The sequence below is a fragment of the Rummeliibacillus suwonensis genome, assembly GCF_007896435.1.
GTDB classification, from domain to species: domain Bacteria; phylum Bacillota; class Bacilli; order Bacillales_A; family Planococcaceae; genus Rummeliibacillus; species Rummeliibacillus suwonensis.
Window position 1 is genome coordinate 2,688,417 of record NZ_VCBL01000001.1, and the last position, 14,445, is coordinate 2,702,861.

Annotated in this window: 15 protein-coding genes; 1 reads left to right on the forward strand and 14 read right to left on the reverse strand. The window is 33.6% G+C overall.

All coding sequences use genetic code 11. From position 1 onward, the window contains the following. Positions 1 to 29: 29 nt before the first annotated feature. Positions 30 to 1,238 (forward strand): flagellin lysine-N-methylase, encoded by a 1,209-nt coding sequence (fliB, locus tag FEU33_RS12235; RefSeq protein ID WP_146549638.1) that lies wholly within the window; start codon positions 30 to 32, stop codon positions 1,236 to 1,238. Positions 1,239 to 2,007: 769 nt separating this feature from the next. Here the strand turns inward: fliB and FEU33_RS12240 are convergent. From FEU33_RS12240 to flgL, 14 genes are all read right to left on the reverse strand, one after another. After that, positions 2,008 to 2,706 (reverse strand): acylneuraminate cytidylyltransferase family protein, encoded by a 699-nt coding sequence (locus FEU33_RS12240; RefSeq protein ID WP_146549639.1) that lies wholly within the window; start codon positions 2,704 to 2,706, stop codon positions 2,008 to 2,010. Further along, entirely contained in the window at positions 2,696 to 3,748 is a 1,053-nt protein-coding gene (locus FEU33_RS12245) for a nucleotidyltransferase family protein (protein WP_146549640.1), read from the reverse strand. The genes FEU33_RS12240 and FEU33_RS12245 overlap by 11 nt, the downstream gene beginning before the upstream one ends. A 2-nt stretch (positions 3,749 to 3,750) precedes the next feature. Continuing rightward, positions 3,751 to 4,374, reverse strand: a complete 624-nt coding sequence (locus tag FEU33_RS12250; RefSeq protein WP_186731393.1) for an acetyltransferase — start codon at positions 4,372 to 4,374, stop codon at positions 3,751 to 3,753. Further along, positions 4,367 to 5,446 (reverse strand): N-acetylneuraminate synthase, encoded by a 1,080-nt coding sequence (gene neuB / locus FEU33_RS12255; RefSeq protein ID WP_146549642.1) that lies wholly within the window; start codon positions 5,444 to 5,446, stop codon positions 4,367 to 4,369. Before neuB ends, FEU33_RS12250 begins: the two co-directional genes overlap by 8 nt. After that, entirely contained in the window at positions 5,443 to 6,570 is a 1,128-nt protein-coding gene (gene neuC / locus FEU33_RS12260) for a UDP-N-acetylglucosamine 2-epimerase (protein WP_146549643.1), read from the reverse strand. Before neuC ends, neuB begins: the two co-directional genes overlap by 4 nt. Then, positions 6,571 to 7,734, reverse strand: coding sequence for a LegC family aminotransferase (locus FEU33_RS12265; RefSeq protein WP_146549644.1), 1,164 nt, complete (start codon positions 7,732 to 7,734; stop codon positions 6,571 to 6,573). Next, a complete protein-coding gene (locus tag FEU33_RS12270) occupies positions 7,731 to 8,729 on the reverse strand; it encodes an NAD-dependent 4,6-dehydratase LegB (RefSeq protein ID WP_146549645.1) in 999 nt (332 codons plus the stop codon). Before FEU33_RS12270 ends, FEU33_RS12265 begins: the two co-directional genes overlap by 4 nt. Before the next feature lie 15 nt (positions 8,730 to 8,744). Beyond that, a complete protein-coding gene (locus FEU33_RS12275) occupies positions 8,745 to 9,056 on the reverse strand; it encodes a hypothetical protein (RefSeq protein ID WP_146549646.1) in 312 nt (103 codons plus the stop codon). A gap of 10 nt (positions 9,057 to 9,066) precedes the next feature. Further along, a complete protein-coding gene (locus FEU33_RS12280) occupies positions 9,067 to 10,746 on the reverse strand; it encodes a motility associated factor glycosyltransferase family protein (RefSeq protein WP_146549647.1) in 1,680 nt (559 codons plus the stop codon). Between the two features lie 159 nt (positions 10,747 to 10,905). After that, complete coding sequence (hag, locus tag FEU33_RS12285; RefSeq protein WP_146549648.1) at positions 10,906 to 11,736, reverse strand: flagellin Hag; 831 nt, start codon at positions 11,734 to 11,736, stop codon at positions 10,906 to 10,908. Positions 11,737 to 11,932: 196 nt separating this feature from the next. Next, the gene (gene csrA, locus FEU33_RS12290; protein WP_146549649.1) at positions 11,933 to 12,172 is read right to left on the reverse strand and encodes a carbon storage regulator CsrA; all 240 of its coding nucleotides are present in this window, start codon (positions 12,170 to 12,172) and stop codon (positions 11,933 to 11,935) included. After that, entirely contained in the window at positions 12,172 to 12,615 is a 444-nt protein-coding gene (fliW, locus tag FEU33_RS12295) for a flagellar assembly protein FliW (protein WP_146549650.1), read from the reverse strand. Before fliW ends, csrA begins: the two co-directional genes overlap by 1 nt. A gap of 277 nt (positions 12,616 to 12,892) precedes the next feature. Further along, positions 12,893 to 13,459: a DUF6470 family protein gene (locus FEU33_RS12300; protein ID WP_146549651.1), complete on the reverse strand. Its 567-nt coding sequence runs from the start codon at positions 13,457 to 13,459 to the stop codon at positions 12,893 to 12,895. A gap of 67 nt (positions 13,460 to 13,526) precedes the next feature. Further along, the gene (gene flgL, locus FEU33_RS12305) at positions 13,527 to 14,444 is read right to left on the reverse strand and encodes a flagellar hook-associated protein FlgL (RefSeq protein ID WP_146549652.1); all 918 of its coding nucleotides are present in this window, start codon (positions 14,442 to 14,444) and stop codon (positions 13,527 to 13,529) included. Position 14,445: the final 1 nt, after the last annotated feature.

Below are 14,445 nucleotides of genomic sequence, written 5' to 3' on the forward strand. Positions count from 1 at the left end.
CTATATTGTATTAACTAAGGAGTAAAACTATGACAAGAAAATCATCACACCATTTAATCCCTACATATTTTGTTAAATTTAAATGTATTGGTGGCAAGTGTGAAGATACTTGCTGCGCTGGTTGGCAAATTGATATAGATAAGAAAACATTCAAAAAATACAAGAATGAAACTAATCCGAATATAAAAGATACATTACATCAAAATATCAAACGTAACCGCTCGAATACTGTAAATGATTTTAATTATGGTCAATTTAAATTGGATGAAAACAATTGTTGTACAATGTTAACGAATGATGGACTTTGTAGTATTCAAAAGGATTTAGGTGAGCAATCACTTTGCCGTACTTGTACCATTTATCCACGTGAAATTAGTGAAGTAAATGGCATTATTGAGAAATCGCTTCTGTTATCCTGCCCTGAAGCTGCTAGAATTGTTTTGAATCGTCCTGAAGGCATTGACTTTATAGAAGATGAAGGAACTGAATTAATCTCTCCCACATTGATTTACCATCAAACCGAAGAAGAAAACACTATATTTTGGAAAATAAGAATCTTTATGATTGATACACTTCAAAATCGGCAACATTCGTTAGAAACTAGGCTTTTAATTCTCTCTATGTTTTTACAAAAGTATATTAATTTAGAGAAAAAAACTTACACTCAAGTGGACGATTTAATCAAGCATTATATAAATTTTTTAAATAATTCCAATTTAGGTGAAGCTTTTGCAAATATGCCTAAGAATTTTACAAATCAAATAACACTCGTTTCATCTGTACTTAATACTTCTTTAACTGCAGAGTATAATCAGTTTACGAAAATCGTAAAATCATCATTACATCTTAATAATGATGATTTCTATGAAATAGCTGAAAATACAGTTAATCATGCATTTGACACTTACTACATGCCGTTTATCGAGAAATATGAATTTATATTAGAGAATTTTTTAGTAAATGCCGTTTATACTCACTTGAAAACTTGTGAAAATCGGGACTTATTAGGTAACTTCACTACTATTTGTGTGGACTTTTCCATCTTAAGACTTTTAATTATTGGCTTTGCAAAGACAAACCATCGAATAACAATAGAAGATGCCATATACTGTATACAGAAATATACTAAATCATTATCCCACAACGCTAGTTATAAAAAAGAAATAGCAAATATATTGCAAAAAGACTCATCATCTGTTCTTTCACAGATTACAATGATTATCTTTATTGGAAATTAAGCATGGCTGGTTACGCCAACTATAGCTAAAATACGAGGTTTAGTTAAGTGGTTAAACTTATAGATTGTTAATAGCTTAAGTAACATCTAGCGACTAGAGAGGTGGCGACTCCCTTTGGCATGACTAGACTATCAATCGAAATAATACATTATTTACTCAGGTGTGTTGATTACCCAATTTAATCCATAAAAATAGGGAAATCCGTTGATTGTAGCGAAGAACTTTATAAAGTAAAGCTTCCATCAGTGAGATTTCTTTACCTCCACGAATGGTTAGTTGAACCAATCGGGCTTTTATGAGCAGTTTTTTGCTCTTCTCTAAAACTTAAAGGAGGAATCTTACTGCCTGTTAAAGCGGGATAAATGGTCCAAAAGCAGGATTTTACAAAAGTCACGTTACCTCCCTAATTTTTGTAAAATCAACGCGTGTGTTATTTACTCCACTTTTCCTAGTTTTGCCAGTAGGTCACCTCTTCTAAACACAGCAGAAAGCCGTCTTAACTCAACATTCTCATACCCTTCATGATATAAATTTTATGAGCTTTTGATTTGATTGTTCATAAAATATGTCACGTTTTTCTAAAAACAATTATCTAGATTCTTCAAAATTACGGTGTGTCAATTGTTCTAATGTAATATCATCTCAGTCAGGAAGGTATTCTTGACCAACTGGCATGGATTAAAAATAATTGCTATATGAAATATGTGGATATCTTTTCTGCTATACCAATACAAAAATAAGCATAGACACCATTTCTGTATTGCCTAAATTACTCATGAGAAAATCTTTTTTCTAATAAGTATTCACAAATTTGAAAATCATCTATTGTATCAATATCATAGGATCTATTCACAGGCATCACATAGGCAACAGTTTCATCTGTTACAAAATTTTTCGTTTGTTTAATCCATTCAATATTCGCAATATACAATGCACCATTTAATGCATAAGCCTTTGGAAGATCTTGTCTTCTAGATATTGAAGCATTTTCTTTCAACAAAGGGATTAAATTGTTGGAAGTACCTAACTGGTACATCCAATACGGAGATTTAGAAGGCTCACACACACTTACACAAGCATTGACATTTTGATTAATAAAATACGAGATAAAATCATCAATATCTTCTGAAGTACGCAATGGCGATGTAGGTTGAAGCAGGATAATGTAATCATATCCTGGACATTGTTCAATCGCATGTAAAATTGTGTCTATACCAGGTGTATTATCTTGCGCTAATTCTATTGGTCTTTTAAAAGGAACTTCACAATCATATTCTTTAGCAACATTAATAATTTCATCATCTTCAGAAGATAAAATTAATTTAGAAATATATTTTGACTTTTTAGCTTCTTCTATTGTCCATGCAATTAAAGGCTTTCCAACTAACAGTTTTATATTTTTTCGGGGAACTCCCTTTGATCCACCACGTGCTGGTATAATCGCTAAAATTTTTGGGCTATTCATCATTATTCACACTCTCATAATCATTGTTTGCTTTTTCATAATCTGCTAATCTTCCAATATCCATCCAATATTCTCTAATAGGGAAAACAGTTGCCATCCTTTGAGCTTCAATAATAGTATTAAATAATTCTGGCATGTCATAAAAAGAATTATGTGGAATCAATTCTAAAACCTCTGGATTTAACACGTAGATTCCTGCATTAACATATTCTTCTTTCATTGGTTTTTCTAAAATCGAAACTAATTTATGCTCATCTGTTTCAATAACACCAAAAGGAATTTGATACTCATACTTTCTTACACACATTGTTCCAGCAGAATTATGTTCTAAATGAAAATTTAATAATTGGTCAAAATTAATTTGTGTTAATAAGTCTCCATTCATTACAAAAAAAGGATCCTTCGGTTTTTCTGTTAATAAAGAAAGAGCCCCTGCCGTACCCATCCTTTCTTTTTCCTCAACATACTCAATATGTACACCAAAAGCTGATCCATCTTGAAAATAATCTTGAATGATTTCTTTTTTATAATTTACACAAAAAACAAAATTTACAAACCCGTAGTTTTTAAAGCCTTCAACAATTGTTTCTAAAATCGGTTTATTTCCTACTTTCAACATTGGTTTTGGGATGTGTTCCGTTAATGGTCGAAGGCGTGTTCCTAATCCTCCTACCATGAGTACCACCTTATTTGGTTTAACGTTTATATCATTTAGATAATCTGAAAAAATGATATCAATAATTTCATGCTGATTATTTACAATAGGCAATTGCTTTAGTTTATGCAATTTCATAAAGGACTGATAAACGATAGACGTATTTTCCTCTAAAAAAATGGGTTTAGAATTCATAATCTCCACAATAGATTTTTCTAAAGAAATTCCTTTTAAAATCCCTCGACGAATATCGCCATCTGTCACTGTTCCTATTAACTGTTGTTTTAAATTAACAACAGCTACAAATTGAAGGGCACTTTTATCAATGACTTTCATTGTTTCAATAATTGATGTTTGTTCGCTTACGGTAATTTGATTGATCTTCTTCATACTTACACTTCCTTAGCAGGTACACCCATCACTTTACAATTGTATCCTATATTATTCACAACAACCGCACCAGCTGCCACCATTGAATTTGCCCCAATATGAATTCCCTGAATCACAGTTGCACCAGTTCCTATATGACAATTCGATTCAATATGCACATTTCCCGATAAAACAGCACCTGGTGCAATATGTACATTTTCCCCAATGGAACATTCATGGTCAATACTAGCTCCTGTATTAATAATCGTATTATTATGAATTTGTACGAAAGGTTGTATTATGGCACCAGCCATAACTTGAACTCCCTCACTTAAAGTTGCTGTATCCGAAATTATAGCTTTTGGATGAATGCATGATGTAAAATGATACCCTTTTTCTTTAAACTCTTTAAAAATTCTAGCACGTATATTATTCGGTTCAATACTTCCAATTCCCATAGCTAAATCAACTTCTTGAGAGTTATAGTTCAAGATAGTCTCATCTGTTCCTAAATAAGATAAATCAAATCTATTTTTTGTTTCTTCAGGTGCGGTATATCCTAAAATCTTCCGTTGATTTTGAATTAATATTTCGGCAACTACTAATGCATGTCCACCGTTCCCTATAATAATTATCGGTTTATTCATCAATTAATTCATCCTGACTATAAAATTTTCTAGCAGTCTTATGTAAATAGGACCAATATTTTTCGGGACTAATCCCTATTCCTGGACGTTTCACCCCTAGATTTTCCTTTGTGAATTGCTCTCCCTGCTGAATCGGTTTTAAAGCGACTAAGCTTTTACGTGCCACTGCTTGGTTTTTTATTTCAACCTTCATTGGTTCCTTTTCTCCGCTACCTAATGCAAGCTCTACTTGTCGAATGGCAGCCACCATATCTTTCAATTCATCTGGTTCTAATGAAGCTTTATGATCTGGTCCAAGTAAATTTCGATCTATTGTAAAATGTTTTTCAATAATGGTGGCACCTTGTGCGACAGCAGCAACAGGGATAATAATTCCTTTAGAATGATCTGAAAAACCTATATCTAAGTTTGTTTCTTTTGAAATAGTATGCATAGCATTTAAATTAATAGAATCAAAAGGTGCTGGATATTCTGTCGTGCAATGTAAAACCACTACATATTTTCTTAATAATGTTTTTGTTTCTTCTCTTCTATAATAGTCCATAACATTTTGATATTGAATATTCTTTTCTTCTGGAAAAGCTAAGCCAAAAGCAATAAAAGCCAATGCTTCATGAATTTCCTCCATAGATGCCATACCAGTAGAAACAATCATTTTCCTTTTCTTTGTCGCAATATAATGTAAAAATGGTATATTCGTTAATTCCCCTGAAGGAATTTTTATTTTTTCAAGATTTAAACGATCAACTAAAAAATCAACACTTTCCACATCAAATGGAGTCGATAAAAATTCAATATGTTGAGCATTACAGTATTTCTTTAACTCGACAAATTCATCAAACAACAATTCTAAGTTTTTGAGCATTTGATATTGAGAAGATGCTTTTCCTATATTATCCACTTGATAATTAGCTTGCTTTGCATCTTTCGTTACTAAATTTTCTGCTTTAAAAGTTTGAAATTTAACAGCATCTGCTCCAGCTTCTTTTGCAACATCTATTAATTGTTTAGCTAAAGAAAAAGAGCCATTATGATTGACTCCCGCCTCAGCGATAATATAAGTATGTGTCATAAGTCATAAAACTCCTTTTGAATTTTAAATGTACTCAAAGATTTTAAAATTTCTATAACCTTTGTTGAAGCATGTCCTTTGCCAAAAATCCGTTCGTAAGATCCATTAAAATTTAAAGCTTTTTGAATTCCTTTATTTATTTCATTTTGTTGAATTCCTGTTGTAAAAACAGAATGAGGACATTCTCTTCCACTTTGCCTTGTTCCAATATTCACTGTAGGAGTTTGTAAATAGGGGACTTCTATCAAACCACTCGATGAATTTCCAATAACTACCTGTGCATATTTAGCTGCACTTAAATATCGTAATTGTCCCAACGAATCAAAAAAATATGCGTTATCATTCCGTTCGGTAAATTTTTTAATTTTATCATTGATCTCTCGCCCACCATTGTCTGCATTAGCTTTTGTAAATACTAAATTAACATCATACTGCGACAAACATTTTAATAATTCATCAATTGTCGAAATCTGTCCATTCGTCTCAGAATGCTGTGTGATCAAAAATAATGGCTTTTGTACATCTAAATGTAAGTTTTCGTACAATTCTCTTTTAGTCATCAGTTTTAAATTTAAAATATTTTCAATTCCCATGGCACCCACATTAAATACTCGCTTTGGATTTTCACCTAATTGAATAATTCTTTTGCGATGCCCTTCGGTGCTGGCAAAATGCCATGTTGCCATTTTCGTTATAGAGTGCCGGATAGCATCATCATAAGCTCCAAATGTATTTTCCCCGCCATGAAGATGTGCAATTGGAATTTTCATGATTAAAGCGGTTTGTGCAGCTGCTAACATTTCATATCGATCACCTAAAAGTATTACTAACTCGGGAGATAAACGTTGAAAAGCCGTAGCAAAACCAATAGCAGCTAACCCCATTGATTTAACCACAGCTGTAGGCGTGTCCGAAGATAATAGCATCTCCACTTTTTCGTTAATCATAAATCCATCTTTTTCAATTTGTTGATAAGTTAAACCAAACTCTGGTGATAAATGCGCTCCTGTCGCAATGATTTGCAATTCAAATGAGGGTTCTTTTTGAATTTTTTTCATTAAATTCATCAATAGACCATATTCTGCACGAGTAGCTGTTACAATGGAAATTTTTCTTTTTTTCATCTATACTCCTCGCTCTATAGGTGTACTTGGTATATTCACAACTATCTTATTCAAATCTTCAATAACTGATAGATCACTTCTAGGACAATCTTTATACATTTGTAAATAATGCATTGGCTGCCAAATTGGGCGGCTCATCACACCATTGTCATTTAAATAAGCAAGCACCTCATCACGCTCAATGGTTTTGTCTAATAATAAAGTTTGTAACCAATAGTTACTACTTGCATATGCAGGTTCGGTAAATAGCTGAACCCCATCTATATTTTTGATAAGGTGTTGATAATAATTTGTCAACTCTCTTTTCATCTTTATAAATTGAGGTACTTTTTCTAATTGCCCACAACCTAATGCGGCATTAATATTTGGCATACGATAATTATAGCCAATTTCATCATGAACATATTCCCATCGATGGGGTACTTTTGCAGTCGTCGTTAAATGTTTTGCATAATCTGCTAACTGCTCATCGTTTGTTAAAATAGCGCCCCCACCACCAGTGGTTGCAATTTTATTGCCATTAAAGCTCATAGCATTGACTTTACCAAAACTACCTGTATGTTTCCCTTTATAATAAGAACCCAATGATTCAGCTGCATCTTCTATTAAAATAAGACCGTATTTATCGCATACTGACATTAATTCATCTAACTCAACTGGATGCCCAAATGTATGCATTGGAACAACAGCACGAATAACTCTCCCAGTTTCTTTATTGAGTAGTTCATCATGTTGACGAACGGCTATTTTTTCTAAATAGGCATCTAATTTTTGTGGGTCAACACCTAAAGATTTTTCAGATACATCAATAAAATGTGGAATAGCTCCTGTATAGGAAACAGCATTCGCTGTTGCAATAAACGTCAAAGCTGGCATTAATACTTCATCATTTGGTTTCACGCCTGCCACTTTTAAAGCAATATGTAGTGCTGCAGTACCATTGACAACTGCCACTGCACGTTTGACACCTACCCTTTTTGCCAAGTCTTCTTCAAAACGTGTTACATATGCTCCTACAGAAGACACCCAGCCTGTTTTCACGCAATCTGTTACATACTCTAATTCCTTATCACCAAATGTCGGTTCATGAAGTGGCACAAAATCCTTTTGATAATGTGCTTTAATCTCTTTGATAAATCCATTCCATTGAGTATTGTTGATCATATATTATAAACATCTGCCTTATATTGAGCTAAATTTTGTGGATTGGTAAACCAATCCATGGTTTCTTTTAAACCTTTGCGGAAACCTTCTTTACCACCATATTGCGGTTGCCAGCCGACCAATTCTTTTGCTTTTTTATTTTCAGCCCATAGGCGGTTGACTTCACTTTTTTCAGGGCGCAAACGTTGTTCATCTGTTTCAATTTTTAGATTTACATTCATAATATCGGCAATTAGTTTAGCCGTTTCACCAATGGAAACTTCGTAGTTAGAACCAATATTAATGACTTCACCAATGGCCTTTTCTGAATTCATCACTGAAATAAAGCCAGATACAGTATCTTTGATAAAATTAAAATCACGTGTTGGACTAACAGCACCTAGCTGAATCGTTTCTTTACCATTCGCTAATTGACTAATAATAGTTGGAATGACTGCACGCGCTGATTGACGTGGACCGTATGTATTAAATGGACGAATCAAAGAAACAGGCGTATCGAATGAACGATAGTAAGACATCGCAATTTGATCAGCACCAATTTTAGAAGCTGAATAAGGCGATTGTCCTTGTAAAGGGTGTTCTTCATCTATTGGCACATAAAGAGCTGTTCCATATACTTCACTTGTTGAAGTCTGAACTACTTTTTCTACGCCTAATTCCCGAGCTGCTTGCACAATATTCAGTGCCCCATTAATATTCGTTTCTATATAAGTTGCAGGGGAATGATACGAATATGGAATAGCAATCAATGCGGCTAAGTTTAAGACATGCGTACAGCCTTTCATTGCCTCCTTCACACCAAAAGGATCCCGAATATCCCCTGAAAAAATATCTAATGAATCTTTAATCTCTTTAGGAGAATGATCCAACCATCCCCATGAATTAAAAGAATTATAATAGACAAAAGCACGCACATCATACCCTTGACGTACTAATTCTTCTGTTAAATGAGAGCCGATAAAACCATCTGCACCAGTTACTAGGATTTTTTTCATATTATTCACCTTTAATTAATTTTTATTTAGCTCTTCTTTCAAAAACAATAGTAATTCATATTCTACAATATCACCTAGTAGGTAATAATTTTTTTCACTTAGTGCTATATTAATCTTTTTTAATATTTCATTTAGCACTTCTACTTGTTTTTGGTTATGAGATGCTATTAAATATTTACTAATCCATGAAATTCCTTCAACTAAATCTTCAAAATCTTTTGTAAAAAGTTCTTCATTTTCTTCTTTTAATTCAGTTATGAATTTTGGTAAATTATTAACTAATTGTAAAACATATTTTTGATAAGATTCATATAATTCTTCATTCATATTTCATTACCTATCTTTCCTTTTGATAATGGTCATACATTTTTTTTACTTTTCCCCATACTTCAATTGTTTTTTTATACATTTCATTATACAAATAATAATTTTGGTCATATACGCGATTGTATATTTCTTGATCAGTTTCTTCTAATTTTGGTCTAAACTTTTGCAAAACGACTGCATCAATTTTTTGAAAAACAACACCAATGCCCGTTTGGTCCATTAATTTTTGTATCTTGGAATCCTGTTCACCTAGAAAATCTACAATTGCATGATCTAACAATGAATGATGAACAATTTTCTCAACACATTGTTTTAAGATTTTTTCCAATTCATCTAATAGCGAAAGAATTGTTGCAAAGCCTTGTACGATTTTTTTTCTATCAACACTTGCCTCAATAGCAGTCCTTGATATTGTTCGATCATCACAATGCTTTTTACAATTACGTTCTAAAAATTGCTGAAACGGTATATTCATAAATTCTTCAATCAGAATGCCTCCCTCTGTACAATTAAAAGTGCGGTTTTGCCCATCAAATCTCCTGCATAAGATTTCAAAGGATTTTTTCATTTGATAAAATGGATGATCGGTTAAAACTTTTTCATCTTCATTATAACCTTCTGTATAAAATAGGCCTCTCTTCTTTACTTCTTCATCGCTCAATTTTTTTCTGTTTAAATTATTTTCAGCATGCGTCTGAAAATTAGTATATGCTAAATCTTGTCCTATAAACGCAATATTTCCAGTCGTCATTTTTAATGCTAGGGCATAAGCATAGTTAGCAACAGAGCCTCCACCTGCTAAAGTACAAAGGTCTTTGGATGAAAACAAAGAGAATGGATGAGATAATTTTTGAAAAACCTCAGAAACGAAAAAATATGCTTCAGAAGAATTTAATAAAGGACCGATTTTATAATAATGTTCCATTGAGTATACTAATTTCGTATGACTTAAATTTGCTGAAATATTCTTAAAATGTTCATAATAAATTTTTGAACCGTCTACCGAAAATAAATAATCTGGAACAATATTTTCTTTTAATAAAGAATTAATGGTTGTACCAGAACATAGCAAAATTATTTGATTACGGTATTTTTTCAGTGAAGCTAGTTGCTTTGTTAAAGAAGGTCCACCTGAAGCAATAACAATTGGAATATTATGTTGATGATACAGGGCAGATATAGGACTATCTTTCATAGCAGCATAAAAACTATTATTTAAAAAATTCATATACCATTCTTCAGCATGAGAATTAAGCGTATTCTGAATGATAATATTGGAATATAAATGTTCCTTCACCCACAAAAGAATATCTTTGATTTTGGGTGTAACAATTTTTTCATAATTAGGTGCAACAATAACATTGACAGAATCCGTTACATGTATAGCTGATCTTAATGCCATTTCTATTTCTTTCTGATTTTCACTATCTACATAAACTACATCTGGAATATTTTTTAACAGCGGTTCTAAAACTAAAATTTCTTCGTCTTCGTTTTTCTGCTTCGATAATTCTCTGTATATATATCCTTTTCCATATCCTATTAGTAATTGAATATCTGCTGGGCGATAGTGTTTTTTAACAAAATATTTCGCTTCTTCCGTAGGATTATAGGGACTGTGTAAACAGATTCCATTCACTTTTATGATTTCTTCTCCATTTTTAGCTACATCGGTTTGAATATCAAGCAATAGAAAACATTCCTTTCTTTGTTACAGTATATATCGGTTTATTTTTCAAAAATATAAGTTCATCAACCATATTTGTAGCATTAAAAAAGCAAGAAAAGAGATGATAAATCTCTTCTCCTGCTTATTAAAATGATATAGACTTTACAATCAATTATTATCTTATTGTAATAATTGTAGAACACCTTGAGGTTGTTGGTTCGCTTGTGCCAACATAGATTGTGCAGCTTGTGTTAAGATATTATTTTTTGTAAATGCCATCATTTCTTTTGCCATATCTGTATCACGAACACGAGATTCAGCAGCTGTTAAGTTTTCAGAAGCAACACCTAAGTTATTGATGGTATGTTCTAAGCGGTTTTGAACAGCCCCTAGACCAGAACGAGTTTTAGATACTTTGTTAATAGCTGAATCAATTAATTTGATAGCATTTGATGCATTACCACCAGTTGAAACGCTAACTGTACCAGATTGTACACCCAATGCTGTTGCACTCATATCAGCAATTTTCAAGTTCAATGTTTGACCTTTATTGGCACCAATTTGGAATGTTAAACCAGTATCAGATTGAGAACCATCAATTAATTTTTTATTGTTGAATTCTGTTTGTTCAGCAATACGTGTAATTTCTTGTTGTAGTTGTGAAATTTCATCATTCAAATTACTACGGTCATTTGTAGCTTCATCGTTTGTATCGTTACGAGATTGTACTGCTAATTCACGCATACGTTGAAGAATTGAATGTGTTTCGTTCAATGCACCTTCAGCTGTTTGGATTAAAGAAATACCATCTTGTGAGTTTTTAGATGCCATGTTCAAACCAGAGATTTGTCCGCGCATTTTTTCAGAGATAGCAAGACCAGCAGCATCATCACCAGCACGGTTGATTTTGTAACCTGAAGATAATTTTTCTAAGTTTTTAGAAGCGGCATCATTGTTGATTCCTAAATTACGGTGTGCATTTAAAGCTGAAATATTGTGTTGAATTCTCATAATGAGATTCCTCCTTGAAATGTTTTTATTTCCACGTCCCTGTGGAGTTGTTTGGCTTTCGCCCTACACAATATATATCGTGAAGCATTTTAGATTGTTTAGTTAATTTTTAAATTTTTTTATTATTTTTTGAGAAATTTCATATTTTATTTTCTCTTATTGTTAATGGATTAAAGAAAATAATTGATATTCATGACTAATTTTCTTTATTAATATCCTTTTTTCCTTCCCATCCCTTCAACAAATCAATCGAAGCATTCAGCGCCGCTTTGTTTTCTTCTTGGATAGCTTTATAGACTTCGGAGCGATGGACTTTAACAGAGCGAGGGGCATCGATGCCGAGTTTGACTTGATCGCCTTCGACTGCAATAATTTTCACTTCAATAGTATCACCAATCATGATAGATTCACCTGTTTTGCGTGTGAGGACTAGCATCATTTTGCCCCCTCTGTCACTGATTGGAGTGGAAAATGTAGTAATTCTTGATGATTATCTTTTAAAATGATTTGTTTACCTTGTTGTTTTTTGGTGTTGATAACAATAGGTGCTAACAGATTGATCGTTGAGTTTGGTAACGTGTCTTTCAATGTGACAATGGCGTATGTAATAATATCTTCCTGCTTTTCAATGCTAAGTGCTTCTACATCTTCATCGGACAAGTCGAATGCGTAGTCCGCTTTAAACAAGTATGGAAAAGCAAGTACAAAGCCGGTTTGAACAGTGTTTGTTGATTGTAAAATGATGAATGGTGTATTTTCTCCAAATGGAATCAGTACAAATTGTTTTTCGTCTGGAAAGCCTGGGATGCCTTCTTCAAAAGTTATAAGCTGTTCCTTTTCGACTTCTACTTGTCCTAAGAATTTTGTATCTATTTTCAATGTATTTCTCCCTCGTTTCAACTGTATTTTCTAATTCTTTTCTACTATTTTAACATAGACTTTTTAAGAAGTAAGTGTTGGCTGTTATCTATCCCACAGTGACAGGCAATCATACGTCCACCTTAAAATTCAACGAAAGTAATGAAGTTAGATGAGCGATCAGCTGTCGCATGTGTCCAATTAGTTGAACTAATCATCAGTGGTGGATAAAGAAAAATCCACTGATAAAGGTTCACTTTATGACAAAAAAGAAGTGTACGCTAGATTAGCATACACCTTAATTTTCCCCTTTGATTACTGTTGTTTCGACGGATGGCCTTTGTATTAGCGTACCAGTGACATCCCCAGGTGTGTAGTCATGGACCACTTTTCCAATTTGAACATCAATCTTTGGTTGATGCCGTTGTATGTTGATATCAAGACTACCTGCTTGATAATGGATTTTTACAGCACCAACAGATGGTTTCCATGTGATTGCCATTTGGGGTGGTGCTGGGATCGCTTTACTTGCTGCGATGTTCCTGATAGCGTCACCAGAATTTTTGGATATATTCATCATTTGATCGCCTTCACTTGCACGACGCGCGACGCCTTCCATTGCTTTTTGTTTTCCCTTTTGGGCATTGACCTCGACCGCTTCCTTTGGTGTGTAGAGTCCCAAATCACGATAGGCTTGAGAAGAATCAATTAGTAGCTTCGCTGGTGTTGAATGAATTTCAAGCGTTGCGGCGGGTTGCTCGATATGCTGTTTGGCACGCGGCTGTTCAATATGCTGAACAGGGTCACTTATATTTAGGGCTAGTTTCGCATCAGTTGTATGAATTTGAATATGATCTAATTTCATTATTATCACATCCTTTAGAAAAGGACTCTCAAAATACTTGTGAGAGTCCTCCCAAAATTATGAATGATTAAAGAAAATCTACTAATGTTGGTTGAATAATTCGTCCACCTACTGATAAAGCCGCACGATGAATGGATTCTTCGGTGATTAGATTGGTAATCGTTTCTTCATAATCGACATCTTCGTTATCAGACATTTGTTTGGTTGTACTAATTTTTTGAATACTTATACGGTCTGTCATCATATCGGCACGATTTTGTTTGGCACCAATTACTGAACGTGCTTGCAACGCATCTTCTTGACCATCTTGAATATCTCCAAGAAGATTACCAATGACAGTACCAGATGTTGTACCTGCATTGAGCGCATCGTCATCATTCAAGGCAGTTTGTACGTCTGCCATTAAATTATCGATTTTTCTGAACAGCGTTGCACCATCTACGTTAACATCTAGCGTGACACCGTCATAAACTTCTATCGTTACATTCTCTGAATTCCCATTTAGTGGAACATCCTTATCGTCTTTTGAACTATTGGCTGTTGAACTTGTAAATAGTGGACTGAGTGTTTTAGTTCCACTGAAAATATAAGAATCCCCTACCTGTGTATTGGCCACATCTCGCAATTGTTGGCGAATTTGATCGATTTCAATTTTAATCTTTTCTCGCTCTTCATCCGTATTGGTATCATTTGCTGCTTGTGTAACAAGCTCCTGTACCCGTTGCAATCCACTCCCCACTTGTCCTAGCGCATCATCAGAGGAATCTAACCAGCTATTAACTGTCGTCATATTACGTGTATATTGGGAATTTTTAGCTAATTCTGTTCGATAGCCTATCCCTTTAACGGTGGCAACAGGATCATCTGACGGACGAGTTATTTTGGAGCCTGATGACAATTGCTCCTGATATTTTCCTAGTTTACTATTGCTATTATTTAAATTACGAAGCATATTGTTTGAAAGCATTGATTGTGTGACACGCATT